Source organism: Kribbella sp. VKM Ac-2571, from assembly GCF_004362255.1.
GTDB lineage: Bacteria > Actinomycetota > Actinomycetes > Propionibacteriales > Kribbellaceae > Kribbella > Kribbella pratensis.
Window position 1 is genome coordinate 169,051 of sequence record NZ_SNWS01000009.1, and the last position, 14,714, is coordinate 183,764.

A 14,714-nucleotide genomic window follows, 5' to 3' on the forward strand; every position below is an offset into this window, starting at 1 on the left:
GCTCACCCGTGGGCGCGCACGCCGTCCGTCAGCGACTCCGCGATCAGGTCGATCATCGCGGCATGCCGGTTGGTCGCCGTCTCGGCCTGCCCCAGCGGCGCGAGCGCGACCGTGTCGAGGAAGACCCGGCTGACCACAAGCTCCGCGGCCGCCTGCACCCGCGCCGGATCGGCCACCACGTCCTCGGCGCCGGCGAGGACGCAGGCCACGGTCTCGGTCGCCTCCGCGAACAACTCGGCCGCCCGGGACGCGATCTCCGGTCTCCCCTGCGCTTCGCGGAACACGATGATCCGGGCCGCGCGATCGTGTTCCAGTTCCTCGGCCATCCGCGCCACGATCGCCCGCAACCGCCGCCGTACCGTCCGGCCGCGCGCCGTGGACCGCAGTACCTCACTGGGCGCCGGCCGCTCCTGCACCACCGCGAGCAACAGGTCCAGCTTGGTCGCGAAATGGTAGAACACCAGCCCCGACGGTACGCCGGCCTCGGTCGCGATCCGGGCCGTCGACGTGGCGTCGTACCCATGCTCGGCGAACAGCCGCTCGGCGGTCTCGATGATGAGCTGCCGTTTGGACGGCCGGGTCGCATGGCGCGGGTGCGCGGGAGCGGTCATGAGCCTGCCGGGTGGACGGCAGGCCAGATGTCACCTTTCCGTTCGGCTGCGAGCACCGCGGCTCGCTTGAGGGACTTGAAGACATAGTCCGGCACCCGCATCCCCTGCCGGTGCGCCCACATCAGCTCGTGCTCGGCCCGTCCGACCTGCCGCGCGTACTCGCGCAGTTCCGCCTCGCCGCCGTCACTCATCTCCAGCGCCTCCATCACGTTCCCGAAGTCGGCCACCTGACGCTTGTTGTAAGCGCCGACCACTTCGAACGTACGCTTCCGCAGCTCGCGCGTCAGCCATTTCTGCCATCCCGACAACTGGTCCCACAGCTGCTGCGCGGCCATCTGGTAGTACGCGAAGTGCCCCGGCTCCTGGCGGCGGATCGGCGCGATCACCGTGGCGGCGATGGCCCGCTCGCCCAGCCCGACGAGCCCGGCATGGAACTTGTTGTAGGCGATGACCGCGGAACGCTCGGTGGCCAGCCCGGTCAGGTAGTAGAGCATCCGGCTGACGTCCTGAATGCCGGGCACCCGGCCGAGCGCGCCGAGGAACTTGAGGCTGAACGAGACGTCCGCCAGGTTCGGTTCGTGCGGCTGCACGCCGATCAGGTGCTGCAGCTTGTCGAGGATCTGCCCGTGGCGGGTCTCCTGCGGCATCCACACGTCGGCGTAGAAGTGCCGGTCGACCTCGGGCGGATCGGGCAGCAGGATGTTCAGTTCGAGCACGTTGCGCTCGACCTCGAGCTCGACCCGGGTCATGTACGCCAGCACCGGACCGAACCGCTCGGCCAGCAGGCCGGGCTTCTTCATCGAGTAGTCGACGCTGCCGAGCGGGATCGGCGGGTGCTCCTCACCCAGCCGATCGACATGGTCGGCAAGCCGGGACTCTTCCCGCCGGCGGCGGTGATTCCTTGACCGGCGCGGGATTTTCAGATCGCTCAACGACATAAGGCGGCACCTCGCTCGTTCGACAGGGATGCCCGCTCGATCCCCCCAGAGGCAAGCCTAACAAAGTAACTGACTGATCAGTCAGTTCGAACTTGTGACCCCGGCAACAGAACAGCGGGCGGCGGTCCCTCGGGACCACCACCCGCTGTTGTCCGGTCTACTTCGCGAGCGTGTAGCGGACTGTGTCGTTGCGGAGTACGTCGCCGTTCACCTTGACCATGCGTACGACGTGTTGCGCGTTCTTCAGTCCGGTCGCGGAGAACACGGTCCGGTTCGTCACCCGGGTGTCGTTGTGCAGGTTCACCCGGCGTACGAGCTTGCCGTCGACGTACACGTCGGCGTCGCCCTGATCCGGTGCGAGCGCCGTACTCCAGTCGACCCCGGTCCCGGTGAAGGTGAGGCTGACCGACGCGCCGTCGGCCTTGGCGGCATGGATGTCGTCGCGGTAGTCGCCGCGGAACCGGACGTCGAGCGCGGTGTTCCCGACCGGCAGCGTCGCGAGGTACGCCTTGCTGATCGTCACGACGTTCCCGTCAACCGTGTAGTCGGTGCCCTTCACCAGATCCTGGCCCGCCTTCGAGATGCCGGCGAGTTCGCCCGGGTCGCGTCCGAGCTGCACGCTGACGTCGGCCGGCGCGTTCTTGTCGAACGCAGCGGTGTCCGGGTTCAGCAGGCTCTCCTGCCGGATGTTCAGCTTGTCGAGCAGCATGAACTGGCCGGACTTCTTCACACCGCGGATCGTGTGACTGCCGTTCGGCAGGTCCGACACGCTGTAGACGACCTGCTGCGGTTTGTTGTGCCCCTGCGCCGGATCCAGGTACGTGCTCACGGTCTGCTTGAACTCGCCGTCGATGTAGATGTCGACGTCACCCTGACCCGGGTCGGTCTCGGTCACGTAGTCGACGCCGGTGCCGACGAAGCTGTACGAGAACGAGTCACCGTTTCCTTCCGTCCATTGCACGTCGTCCAGGTAGTCGCCGAGACCACGCCCGGAGCTGTAGTTCCAGTTGCCGGAGTAGGCGATCTCCGGGCTGTTGTTGTTGACCTCCACGGTCCGGGTCGGGAGGTCGGCCGCCGCCGAGGACTTAGCTGACGAGTCCGTCACGCCGACGGTCAGCGCCTGCGAGACAGCGGGTACTTCGTAGTTGCTGTTGCGCTCCCACGCGCCGTCGTACGAGACCCGGAGGTCGTCGTCGTTCACGCTGATCGCGGCGCCCTTCTGCGGCGTGACCTTCAGCAGCCGGACGCCGTGGATCGGGACGTCCTTGGCGGTGAAGCTCGACGCGAAGGTGCCGACATCCTTGCGGGCCCACAGGTCACGCACCTTGCCGGCGCCGTTCAGGCCGAGGTCGGCGAAGTTCACCGTCATGTCGGCGTCGGTCTGGCCGAGGTTGAACAAGGCAACGGTGTACGAGCTGTCCGGGTTCAGCGCGAACCACACCTGCCGGTTCGTCTTCATGGACAGCGGGTGCGCCGGACGACCGGCCTGGTTGACCGCGATCACCTCGCGGTTCGTCAGCAGTTCGAGTCCGTACGAGTCCAGCCTGGTCATGTCGTTGCCGATGTACATCGGCGCCGCGGACACGGCCCAGAGCGTTGCCGCCGTACGGCGTTCGTCCTGGGTGAGACCGTCCATCTGGCCGTTGCCGACGTCGAGCGAGTCGAGATCGTTCCAGCCGCCCGGTCCCGCGTGCCGCCACCATTCGGCGAGCTTGGGGAACAACCGGTTGATGTTGGGCCAGGCGGTCAGCGCCGTGCCCGTGCAGTAGCACTCGACGTCCCACTCGATCCGCCAGCCGTTGGCGTACTGCTTCCAGGTGTCGGCGTAGTTGATGTCCAGCGCCCAGGACAGCTCGAGCCAGATGTTGTGCCGCTTCAGGGCCTGCGACCAGGCCTTGACGTCGTCGCGGGCGTCCACCGACAGGTCGCTGATCCCCGAGCCCGGGGTGACGCTGTCGAACTTGAGGAAGTCCAGCCCCCACGAGCCGAACAGGTCCGCGATCGAGTCGACGTACTTCTGCGCGCACGGCTTGGAGAAGTCGATGCGGTAGCCGATGCCCCAGTAATCGCCCTTCTGCAGCGGCAGCACCGGCAGGTCGCCGGTCGTACAGCCCGGGGCGCCGTAGATCGGCAGCTTCGCGTCGATGACGGCCTTGCTGATCCCGGGGATCGTGTAGAGACCGACCTTCTGGCCGTTGGCGTGGATGTGGTCGATGACCGCCTGCAGGCCGTTCGGGTAGAGCTTCTTGCTCGGCGTCGGCCGGCCGTACTCGTCGATGCCGTCGTTCCAGCCGGCGTCGATGTTGATGTAGTCGTACCCGTACGGCTGCAGCTTCGCGTGCATCGCGTCGGACTGGGCGATCAGCTGATCCGCCGTGATCCAGCTGCCGCCGTTCGGGTTGTAGACCTGCATGCTGTAGCTGCTCCAGCCCATGTAGGGATGCGCAGCTTTGTCCCCCGCCGGCCCGGACAGCTCAGCGGCAGCGGTCAGGCTGGTGGTAGGTGTCGCTGGTGCTGCTGTCGACGTACTCAAACCTGCCGGCAGCAGCCCGGCGACCACGAGCCCCGCAAGCGCGGCCCGCAACACCCTGCTCCGAACGGATCTGGTCATGGCGGTGACCTCTTCCCAGAGAACTCAGGAGAAAACCGAATCGGATAGGATATTGGGTCTATTACTTAACCTTGTCAAGATTCTGGGCGAAAGTGGCACAGTGATGACGCGCCGCGAAGTCCGTCGACAACTGCGGCGCCGGCGGCACCAGCGACAGCACCCGACCGGTCTGCCCCGACGCCGGCCAGTACGTCGAGGGCGTCGAGGGGTTGCCGGTCTTCGCGAAGTTGACCCAAGCGGCGCGCATGGAGTCGGCCAGTGCGGCCTGTTCCGCGTTCAGCGGGACCGGGAAGGGAGCGTTCGGGAGGTCGAACAAGTACCACATCTCCGAGCCGTGCGTGGCCACCGAGAGCAGGCCGGCCGGGGCGAAGAGGAACGGCGCGGTGTCGTCGTTGAACTCATAGCCGTACGTCGGAACTCGCCGTGCGGTCCACTTGTTCACCTGGGCCGCGCCACACGCGAACGTCGCGTCGCCGACCAGCGTGCCGAACGCCTTGTCCGGGGTCGCGTAGGCCGACAGCGGGTACTCCTCGGCGATCGCGGCGGCCTGGGACGGCGACACCCGCAGCGCGGTGGCGATGTTGCTCTCGTAGTTCGCCGCGGTGACCGGGCTGGTGTAGGGGACGTTGTAGCCGCGGCTGACGACGCGGCCGCCGAGCGTGAAGAGCGCTTCTTCGTCGTGGTTGCTGCCGTTCAGGATCGTCACGTTGTTGAAGCGGCCCGCAGCGAGCGCAGTACCGATCGACTCCTTCAGCACCGCGCCGTCGACCACGCCCGGGATGAGGGCGGTCGCCGTCGAGATGTTGTCGACCAGCGTCTGCACCGGGACCTTGCGCAGGCAGTCCGCCGACTGGTCGGGGCAGCCGACCTTCGTGGCGAACTCGTTGCCGAACGTCTCAGCCTTGGCCAGCGGCTCCTGCTCCAGGGCGAACGCTCCGCTCTCCACAATCGCCCGCTGGAACAGGCCCTTCGAACTGCGGGAGGTGACGTGCGCGAGTACGGACAGGCCGCCCGCCGACTCACCGGCGATCGTGACGTTGTGCGGGTCGCCGCCGAACTGGCCGATGTTGCGCTGCACCCAACGCAGCGCGGCCTGCTGGTCCATCAGCCCGTAGTTGCCGGCCGGTCCCCCGGGGCTCGCCGCCAGTGCAGGGTGGGCGAGGAACCCCAAGGCGCCCAGCCGGTAGTTGATGGTCACGACCACGGCGCCGGCCTTCGTCAGCTTCGTGCCGTCGTAGTTCGAGCCGCTGTCCCCGACCAGGCCGCCGCCGTGGATCCAGACCAGCACCGGGCGCTTGGTGAGCGAGTGCACGGCCGGCGTCGAGACGTTGAGGTAGAGGCAGTCCTCGGACAGTTGAGCCGGCGCCACTACGCTTGGTGCCTGCGGACAGCCCGGCGCGTACGACGTTGCGTCGCGCACACCCTGCCAGCTCGCCGCGGGCTGCGGTGGCCGCCACCGGAGACTCCCGGTCGGAGCCGCGGCAAACGGCACACCACGGAACGAGTAGGTGCCGTCAACACTCACACCACGCACGGCCCCGTTGCCCGTAGCAACAACGGGATCGTAACCGGCGATGGAGCTCGCGGTGGTGGTGTTGGCGTCGGCTGCGGGCAGACCGCCGGAGCCGAGTGTCACGGCGGCGGCCGCGGTTGCGGCTACGGTCGCCGCGGCGGCGAGTAGGAGGCGGGGACGGATGGTTCTCACGATTTGAGTACCTCGTTCGGGGAGTGGTTGGTTACCGCAACCACTCTCCGGCGCGCGACCACCCGTCGCCCCAGGGAGAGTCCCTGGTTTCAGGCGGCGGACTCCCTGGCTGTCTGCCACTCGGCGGGGCCGTCGGACCCGGCCTCGTACTCCTCCAGCGGCACCTCGTCGGTGTGCCAGGCGTCGAGCACCGGCTCGACGATCTCCCAGCAGCGCTCGGCGACGTCACCGCGGACCGAGAGCAGCGGGTCGCCGCGCAGGATGCCGTTCAGCACCTCGCCGTACGGGAGCACGGCCGACGACGGCAGCGTCGCGTCCAGGAAGACCTGACCCATCGTGTACGGTCCGTCGACGCCGAGCGCCGGGACGGACAGCGACAGCTCCCCCGGGTTCAGACCGATCCGCAGGGTCTCGCCGTCGCGACCGCCGTGCAGGCCGGACGGCAGGTGCCGCAGCGGCTTGAACTTGATCACGATCTCCTTGCGCGCGGCGCCGAGCGCCTTGCCCGATCGCAGCGTGAACGGCACACCGGCCCAGCGGTTCGTGCCCACCTCGACCGTCACCTCAGCCAGCGTCTCGGTCTCGCGGGCCGGGTCCACGCCCGCTTCACCGGCGTACGCCGGAACCACGCGACCGTTAGCGATACCCGCGGTGTACCGGGCTCGCCGGCTCGCCGCGATCGCGGAGCCGCGGTACAGGTGCGTACTGCGCAGAGCACGAGCCATCTCGCTGCGGACCTCGACCGCGTCCATCGTGGCCGGGGCGTCCATCGCGAGCAGCGCGAGGACGAGCAGTAGGTGACTCTGGATCATGTCCACCAGCGCGCCCGCGTTGTCGTAGTACTGCGCGCGACCCTCCAGGCCGAGCGTCTCGTCGTACACGATCTCGACACTCTCGATGTGCTCGGCGTTCCAGACCGGCTCGAACAGCCGGTTGGCGAACCGGAGGCCGATCAGGTTCAGGACCGCGGTGCGGCCGAGGAAGTGGTCGACGCGGTGCACGTTCTCCTCGGGCACGAGCGAGCCGACCAGCTTGTTCAGCGCGGCCGCGGACGCGGCGTCGGTGCCGAACGGCTTCTCGAACGCCAGCTCGGTGCCCTCGGGGAGCTCGACCCGCTGGAGCGTCTCGACGATCGAGGTCGTCACGGCCGGCGGCAGCGAGAAGTACAGCACCGGCGCCGGACCGGCGAGCTCGAGGAGCGCGCGCAGGTGCGCCGGGTCCGTCGGGTCACCGGCGACGTACTGCGTGGTTGCCAGGGTCTCCGCCGCAACCGGACCGATCTCCCCTTGGGATTCAACTGTGCTTTCTGATTCCCTCGCTACGCTCGCGAAAGCCGTCCGGACGCGATCCGTCCACTCGCCCGCCGCCAGTGGCGACCGGCCGGTGCCGATGATCCGCACGGCGGTGGCGCGCGGGCCGGCGAGCAGACTGCCCAGGCCGGGCAGCAGCAACCGGGAGCTCAGGTCGCCGCTGGCGCCGAAGATGACGACGGTACGTTGAGTTGACACGGTCAAACTCAACCACGTGAGCGGCAACCGCATTCCCCTACCCGACGGTTGTCTCGAGGGCTGGGTACGGCGTGTCCGGCAGGCCGAGATTGCGCCAGACGAACCGCGGGACCCGGCCCAGGAACCCGCGCAGGTACGCCGAGCAGAACGCGATCGCGGGCTGGCTGTGCTCCGCCGGCGTGAACCAGACCCAGTCCTCCACGATCCGGAACGGGGCGCCCGGGGTCGCCATCAGGTACTCCATCTGGCGCGGATGAATCACGTCGTACGCGAACTTGGTATCCGCCGCGGTGACCGCGAACCGATCGTTGAACGCCGCGCTCTCGAAGCTGATGCCGCCGCGGAAGCCCTTCGGCCCGACGCTGAGCTGGGGCATCCGGACCGGCAACTGGAAGCCGAGGATCGGCTCGGAGTGGTTCTCGACCACGGTCCGGGTCTGCGAGTTGCCGTTGCTGTCGGTGTAGGTCTCGGTGCGCGAGGTCTTCCAGTGGTGCTTGAACGCGACGAACGGCGGCCCGTCACCGTCCCGCCCGCGGATCACCTCGTCGGTGCGGTGACCGTAACCGCCGCTCTTGACCGGCGTGTACTGCAGCAGGCTGTCGTCCACGCCGATCCAGTACCAGTCCGGGTGGTGGTAGAACCGCAGCCGCGGCTCCGGCTCCGGCTGGATCCAATGGTCGAGCGGCGTCGCATCGATCGCCGCCGCGATCGCACCGAGCTGCTCGAGCCATGGGCCGAGCTGATCGAGATCCTTGCGAGGTGGATTCATTACGACGATCTGGTCGCCGTCGACGCCGAGATTCACCCCCGGTTGCCCGGCCGCCAGCGCCTTCAGCTGCACGCACAGCTCCGGCGTCATCACCTCCTGCGCGAACGCCGGGTCCATCGCGCCGACCTGCCACCCCGGGCCGAGCTGCGGCGGAGCGGCGACGCCGTGCGCGAGAACGCCGTACCGGGGTGCGGTCTTGCCGCCCGTGATCCACAGCTCGGGCAGCCGCCGCGACAACGTCACCATGCCGACCCAGCCCGACCAGTACGCCGACTTGTACTCGATCACCTGGAACGCCCGCCCGGTCGAGGTCCGCCCGGTGATCTGGTCGTCGGGTTCGCGCACGAACCCGATCCCGAACGGCGGATTGCTCAGCCGGGCCACCGCGTCGAACGTCGGGCTGTTGACGAAGCTCCAGCCACGCTGCCGGATCGATCCGATGTACCGCTGCCGGCGGACGAGCGCGACGATCCCCCACACGATCGCAGCCACGGCCAGCAGCAGCGCGAGCACCATCAAAACGACCAAACCGCTCACGTAGGCCTCCCCGATCCGGCTGCTTGCACGTCGGACGATAGCGCCGGGACAGGATCAGGCGAGGGCAGCCGGCAGCGGTTCGGCGTGAACGATCTGAAGGCGGCTGACCGCTCGCGTGAGGACGACGTACAGGCGGTGCAGGCCGCGGGGCTCGGCGGCGACGATGTGAGCCGGCTCGGCGACCACGACCGCGTCGAACTCCAGGCCCTTGGCCAGCGTGGCCGGCACGCACACCAGGCGCACGGTGTCGATCTCGTCCTCGGTCTCGCCGATCAGGGCCACTTCGAGTCCGGCCGCCGCGATCGCGTCCCGCAGTGCCACGACCTGGTCGTCCGCCGCGATCAGTGCCACCGAACCTTCGCCCGCGAGCGCGGCACGACACTCGGCCACCACCTGGTCCGCGAACGTGGAGGCGTCGGCCGGCACGATGCTCAGCGCGTCGGCGACCGTTCGTATGCCGCTCGGGGTGCCGAGCGTCGGCGCGATCTCGGGCAGCAGCTTCGCCGCGAAGTTGATGATCTGGGCCGGCACCCGGAACCCGCGGTCGAGCTCGGCGACAACGCCGTCGCCCTTGTCCAGATGACCGAGCACCCGGTCCCAGGAACCGGCGGCCCACGGCGTCGTCGCCTGCGCGAGATCACCGAGCACCGTGGCCGATCCCGAGCGGCAGCGCCGACCGAGCGCCCGCAACTGCATCGCCGACAGATCCTGCGCCTCGTCGAGGACGAGGTGCCCGAGCGAGCCGGTACGCCGCTCGATCAGGTCCTCGAGCTCGTCGAGCAGGACGGTGTCCTCGAACGACCATTTCGCCGACTTCCACGAACGGGCCGGCTTCGGCCACAGCAGCGCCGTACGCTCCTCAGCTGTCAGGTCGGGGGCCGCGGCGGCCAGGAAGTCCGCGTCCGAGAAGAGCCGGTGCAGGACCTGCTCGGGGAAGACCCGCGGCCAGACCGAGTCGAGCACGTCCTTCACCGGCTTCGAACGCGCGACCGCGTTCTGCACGCGGTCGTCCGGCGACTCGGCGCGCTCCTCCATCCGGACCAGCACGACGTGCGCGATCCGCTGCGCGAGCGCGTTCCGACCAGGTGCGTACCGGGTCGACTCGCGCAGGTCCGACACGATGTCGACGACCTCGTAGTCGTGCACCCGATAGCGCCGAGACCCCTTGCTGTAAAGGACTCCCTCGGTCGGCGTACCGACGTACGACCACAGCGCACGACGCAGTACGTCGGCCATCCGCGCGTCGCCTTTCAACCGCGCGGCCTCCGTGTCGTCGGTGGTCGCGGTGGGGCGGGTCAGCAGCTCGTCGATCGTGATCTGCCGGACGTCGACCTCGCCCAGCGCGGGCAGGACCTTGCGGATGTACGACAGGAACGACCGGTTCGGTCCGACGATCACGACACCGCCGCGGCCGAGTCGTTCGCGTTCGGTGTAGAGCAAGTAGGCGACGCGGTGCAGACCGACCGCTGTCTTGCCAGTGCCTGGCGCACCTTGCACGCAGACACTCGGGTGCAGGGGCGCGCGGACCAGGTCGTCCTGCTCGGGCTGGATCGTGGCGACGATGTCGCGCATCGGGCCGGTGCGCGGGCGCTCGATCTCGGACCGCAGGAACTTGTCCGCCTGATCCGACTCGACACCGCCGATCAACGGCTCGTCCTCGAACCCGGTCAGCTCGGCTGTGCCTGATCGTGTATCGGAGAAGCCGTACCGCCGGCGCATCACCACCCGCCGCCGGTCGCTGGCGGTCGCGCGGTAGAACGGCACCGACACCGGTGCGCGCCAGTCGATCACCAGCGGTACGCCGGATCCGTCATGGACATGCCGGCGGCCGATGTAGATCTGGTCCAGGTCCTCGATCGTGCCGTGCTCGTAGTCGAGCCGGCCGAAGAACAGCGGTACGTCGGGCAGGTCGAGGAGCGCGTGGGTGCGCATCTCCTTGGCCCGCTGGTTGGCCTCGTTGGTGAAGCGTTCGTCGTTGTCCTCGCCGCCGATGATCTGCACGTCGCGGTCCACGACCTCGGCGTACATCTTGCTGAGTGCGGTGCGGGCAGTGGCGAGAAAGGCGCGTTCGGACGCTAATTCAGGTTCGACCATCGGTGAGAGCCTCGAATCGTGAGCTGGGTCCCGCCCCGGAGCAGATCCATCCGGTTCGATTCGATCCCGAAAAGACAGACCGGCGACGTTACCAGCGTGGCCGGCGGCCTGCCACCGATTTATCTGAGCCAGTCGGGCGTGTGCTCGGCGTCCCGCGGGAACTCGGCCAGATCGGCCGGGTAGATCGCCCGGTCGACAGGGATCGACCAGGCCGGTTCGTGGTCGTAGTCGAAGTCGGTGGCGAAGTGCCCGGTCGAGGTCACCGTGACCTTCGCGGTCAGCCAGGTGCCCTTGCCCGGCTGGTACATCGACCGCCGCAACTCCTCGAAATGATCCTCGAGGCCTTCGGGCAGCGTCTCCAGTTGGGTCTCCCCCGACGGCAGCACGACGTCCGCATCCAGCTCGGCGTACGACGTCGTTGCCCGGTAGACCGCGCTGACCTCACGCCACCCAGCCGGTAGATCCGCGACCAGGGCGCGGGCGATGGTGTCGATAACACCGATCTCGCTCATGCACGCTCCCGGGACGACACCGGCTTGGTCTCTTTGAAGATACGCCGTGGTGAGTGCTTGCCGTTGTGGCGGTCCACGACGGTGCGGGACGACGGGCGATCCGTCGTACTGTTCGCGTGCCGGATGTCGATGGCGGCGTGCACCTGGATGCCGGCGGCGCGCATCGCCTGCCAGGTCTGCTCCATCGCGCGCCAGTTGTTGCTTCCGGCCCGCGCTCGGTTCTGCTCCTGCGACTGCGCGGTGAGGTTGATCGACTCCCCCGGCCCGTCGAACACCGTCGCGAACAGGTGACCGCCGTCGTCGGTGCGTTGCCGATCGGGCTCGCCGGCCTCCCGTTGCGCGGACACGTTGCGCCGCTCGTCGTTCTGCTCGGCCGGCAGCCAGCCCAGCCAGCCCTCGGCGTGGGCGACCCGCCCGGCCTTGTCGGTCGCGTACAGGTACCGGTCGTCGACGACGTACACGGCCGACGGCTCGGGGTTCATCAGGTCGGTGTTCCAGTGGCCGACCCGCCCGGACGGTTCCTTGTGCACCGGCAGTCCGGCGTACTTCTCCGGCACCACCGGTACGTCGCCCGGGCCGTAACCGACGGCGCGGACGTCGGCCGGATCGGCGGGTTGCTCGATCCGGACCGACGCCCGCGACGGTCGTTCAGGCATACGTTCTTTCTACCGGCTGAAGGTGTCAGCCGTCGTTCTCGGCGGCCGGGATGACCGCACCCGGCACGTCCTGCGGCGCCACGATCTTGTCCTCACCGGGGTACGGCGTGGCCCAGTCGTGCGCCTCGTACCAGTCGAAGTGGTTCATCTGGGCCGGGTTGGCGAAGTCGGCTCGCGCGTTCGGACCAGTGGTCCGCTGCTTGGCCAGCCAAGCGTCCCAGGTCGCCGCCATCGCCTGCTGACCGGCCGGCACCGTGGCCTTCGGAACCGCAGCCACGTTGGGGTTCTGCGCCGCCGGCACATCCGCACCACACGGCGGCAACTCCTTAAGCCCCGCGGTCAGCGACGTCCGGTTCGGCACCGCCTTGAACGGAGTGTTGTCCGGCGTGTTGGTGAACGCGCCGAACATCGGCGTGGCCGCGGTGTCCTTCTGGTTCATCGGCTTCATCCCGAGGATCTGCTCGATCGTCCGGATCACCGTGATCTGGGTGTAGTAGTGGCTGTCCACCACACCGTGCTGGGCGTAGGGGCTGATGATCTGGATCGGCGCCCGGTGACCGTCGATGTGGTCCAGACCCGCCTGGGAGTCGTCCTCGAGGACGAAGATCGCCGAGTCCTTCCAGTACTTGCTGTGCGAGATCTCGTCCACGATGCGCCCGGTGGCCAGGTCGTTGTCCGCCACCCCTGCCGGCCCGCTGTTCGGGCCGCCGGTGTGGTCGTTGGACAGCCAGAACATGTTGAAGTTGGCCGGGCCGTTCTTCTCGAAGTCCTTCTTCCAGATCTCGGCCTTGTAGATGTCCGGGACGTTCAGGTCGAAGAGCGGGAAGCCCTGCACCGACACGGCGTTCAGCGACGGGATCGCCGAACCGACCTTGATCGGGTACGCCGTGTCCTGGCCGGTCGACTGCATGGTCTTGGTGTCGCAGTACAGGTTCTGCCAGGTCGCACCGGCCGGCTTCTCCTCGATCGACTGGAACTCGCCGTAGTCCTTGACCGTCTTGCCGGCCGCCTGCGCACCGGTCCAGATGAAGCCGCTGCTCTGGTGACCGAGCGCGTCGTTCTCGGTGTCGTAGGTCCGGATGTACTCACCCGCCGACGACTCGGAGTACTCCGGGTTGTCGGCCTGCATCAGCCAGTTGTGGCCTTCGGCGGAGTTCGTGCCGATGTCGTAGGTGTTGTCGTACAGCCCGAACTGCTTGGCCAGCGCGTGCTGGTTCGGCGTGACGTTCTCGCCGTACTGCGCCAGCGCCGGGTCGCCGTTGCCCTCCGGGATGTCGCCGTACACCTGGTCGTAGGTCCGGTTCTCCTTGACGATCAGGAAGACGTGCTTGATCGTCGACGGCTCGCCGAGCTTCAGCGGAACCGGGCGGGGCGCCGCGTGGCCCGTCGTACGCTGGGCCGAACCTGGCGTCCAGCCGTTCTGCTGGAAGACCTGCGCGGTCAGACCGCGGATCGCGTGGTCGTTCGGCAGCTGGAACTTGGTGAGACTCGACGTCGTGTCGTGCGTGCTGTGTCCCGCCGCCGTGGTCTCCCGGCGCGCGTCGACGCCGCGGGTGTTGGACACCACGATGTCCTTGCCGACCTGCGCGAGCTCGGCCGGGAAGTAGTCGGTCGGCAGCAGGCCGACGTAGCTGACCGGCTCGAGCGGGTTGCGGTACTTGTAGACCGCGACCGCGTTCGCGCGACCGAGCGACACCAGCAGGTGCCCGTCGTCGGTCAGCGTGACGCCGTCCGGCTCGTACCCGATCGAGGCCTCCGGCCAGGGCTGGGTGGCGATGGTCTGCACCACCTTGCCGCGCCCGGTGTCGATGACGGACACGTTGTTCGTCGCCGTGTTGGTGACGAACACGGCACCGTTCTTGGCGTACAGCGCCGTCGGGTGCAGACCGACGTCGATGCTCGCCGGCGCCGCGGACGGGTTCGCGAGGTCGATCACGCTGACGGTGCCCGTCGTGGTGGCGGCGGTGACCTGCGAGGCGACCACCTCGGTGCCGTAGGAGTTGATTGTCGGGTCACCCGGCTTCGCGGGCCGGCCGCCCTCGTTGCTCACGTACAGCTTGTCGCCGACCATCACCAGGTCGCGCGGCGCGTTGCCGACGGCCCAGGTCTGCTTGATGGCGCCGGTCGCGGTGTCGATCGCGACGACCTTGTTCTGGCCGTTGACCGCCGAGTACACGGTGGAGCTGTCGGCCGAGAACACGGCCTCCGAGGCCAGCGCCCGCTTGGCGCCGTCCTTCGCGAGCGCGACGAACGTCGGGGCGGCGAGCGATCCGTCCGGGTTCACCGTGAACCTGCGGTACCCGTCGGCCTGTCCCAGCCACAGCTGCTTGCCGTCGGGCGAGTACGTGGGCCCTTCCTGGCCGACGTCGTTCCCGGGAATCTTCAGGTCGGCAGCGGCGTTGTTGCCGATGTACTGCTGGACCTTCCAGTTCTTCAGATCGATGATCGCGAGCGCCATCCCGCCGTCGGTCACCGAGGCGGCCAGGTGGCTGCCGTCGGGGCTGACCGTGGACGACATGATCTTCCCCTTCTGGAGGAGAAGCCGGTCGCCGAGCGGCTTGATGTACTGGTCGGACGAGACGACCTGGCCCTTGTCGGTGACCTGGCCGACCTGGTCGTACCCGAACTGACGGGTGGATGCGACAGCGCTGCCGGCCAGTACCACGGCGACCGCGGTGGTCCCCGCGGTGACCAGTGGTATCCGGCGGCGAAGAAGGCCTGGGCGCTCCGCATGCCGTCTGCGGCGTGTGACCTGCATGGGAATTGTCCCTTC

The 14,714-nt window shown here is 68.4% G+C and carries 10 protein-coding genes; all 10 read right to left on the reverse strand.

The window, feature by feature from the left end; translation table 11 throughout:
- Positions 1-2: 2 nt before the first annotated feature.
- The gene (locus EV651_RS41920; RefSeq protein ID WP_202870439.1) at positions 3-611 is read right to left on the reverse strand and encodes a TetR/AcrR family transcriptional regulator; all 609 of its coding nucleotides are present in this window, start codon (positions 609-611) and stop codon (positions 3-5) included.
- Complete coding sequence (locus EV651_RS21215; RefSeq protein ID WP_238157096.1) at positions 608-1,549, reverse strand: GTP-binding protein LepA; 942 nt, start codon at positions 1,547-1,549, stop codon at positions 608-610. Before EV651_RS21215 ends, EV651_RS41920 begins: the two co-directional genes overlap by 4 nt.
- 157 nt (positions 1,550-1,706) lie before the next feature.
- Positions 1,707-4,160: a X2-like carbohydrate binding domain-containing protein gene (locus EV651_RS21220; RefSeq protein WP_133786948.1), complete on the reverse strand. Its 2,454-nt coding sequence runs from the start codon at positions 4,158-4,160 to the stop codon at positions 1,707-1,709.
- A gap of 61 nt (positions 4,161-4,221) precedes the next feature.
- Positions 4,222-5,865 (reverse strand): carboxylesterase/lipase family protein, encoded by a 1,644-nt coding sequence (locus EV651_RS21225; protein ID WP_166658690.1) that lies wholly within the window; start codon positions 5,863-5,865, stop codon positions 4,222-4,224.
- Between the two features lie 89 nt (positions 5,866-5,954).
- Positions 5,955-7,373: a glucose-6-phosphate dehydrogenase gene (locus EV651_RS21230; protein ID WP_202870440.1), complete on the reverse strand. Its 1,419-nt coding sequence runs from the start codon at positions 7,371-7,373 to the stop codon at positions 5,955-5,957.
- 37 nt (positions 7,374-7,410) lie between these two features.
- Positions 7,411-8,679: a hypothetical protein gene (locus EV651_RS21235; RefSeq protein WP_238157097.1), complete on the reverse strand. Its 1,269-nt coding sequence runs from the start codon at positions 8,677-8,679 to the stop codon at positions 7,411-7,413.
- A 54-nt stretch (positions 8,680-8,733) separates the two neighbouring features.
- Positions 8,734-10,773 (reverse strand): AAA family ATPase, encoded by a 2,040-nt coding sequence (locus tag EV651_RS21240; protein ID WP_133786951.1) that lies wholly within the window; start codon positions 10,771-10,773, stop codon positions 8,734-8,736.
- Between the two features lie 119 nt (positions 10,774-10,892).
- Positions 10,893-11,285, reverse strand: coding sequence for an immunity protein YezG family protein (locus EV651_RS21245; protein WP_133786952.1), 393 nt, complete (start codon positions 11,283-11,285; stop codon positions 10,893-10,895).
- Entirely contained in the window at positions 11,282-11,941 is a 660-nt protein-coding gene (locus tag EV651_RS21250; RefSeq protein WP_133786953.1) for a DNA/RNA non-specific endonuclease, read from the reverse strand. Before EV651_RS21250 ends, EV651_RS21245 begins: the two co-directional genes overlap by 4 nt.
- Positions 11,942-11,966: 25 nt before the next feature.
- Positions 11,967-14,699 carry a phosphoesterase gene (locus tag EV651_RS21255; protein ID WP_133786954.1) on the reverse strand — a complete coding sequence of 911 codons (2,733 nt, stop codon included), beginning with the start codon at positions 14,697-14,699 and terminating at the stop codon, positions 11,967-11,969.
- Positions 14,700-14,714: the final 15 nt, after the last annotated feature.

Bases quoted from the DNA above. Each gene is read 5' to 3' on its own strand.
- EV651_RS41920 (WP_202870439.1), bottom strand. From the start codon at position 611: ATGACCGCTCCCGCGCACCCGCGCCATGCGACCCGGCCGTCCAAACGG.
- EV651_RS21215 (WP_238157096.1), bottom strand. From the start codon at position 1,549: ATGTCGTTGAGCGATCTGAAAATCCCGCGCCGGTCAAGGAATCACCGC.
- EV651_RS21220 (WP_133786948.1), bottom strand. From the start codon at position 4,160: ATGACCAGATCCGTTCGGAGCAGGGTGTTGCGGGCCGCGCTTGCGGGG.
- EV651_RS21240 (WP_133786951.1), bottom strand. From the start codon at position 10,773: ATGGTCGAACCTGAATTAGCGTCCGAACGCGCCTTTCTCGCCACTGCC.
- EV651_RS21245 (WP_133786952.1), bottom strand. From the start codon at position 11,285: ATGAGCGAGATCGGTGTTATCGACACCATCGCCCGCGCCCTGGTCGCG.
- EV651_RS21250 (WP_133786953.1), bottom strand. From the start codon at position 11,941: ATGCCTGAACGACCGTCGCGGGCGTCGGTCCGGATCGAGCAACCCGCC.
- EV651_RS21255 (WP_133786954.1), bottom strand. From the start codon at position 14,699: ATGCAGGTCACACGCCGCAGACGGCATGCGGAGCGCCCAGGCCTTCTT.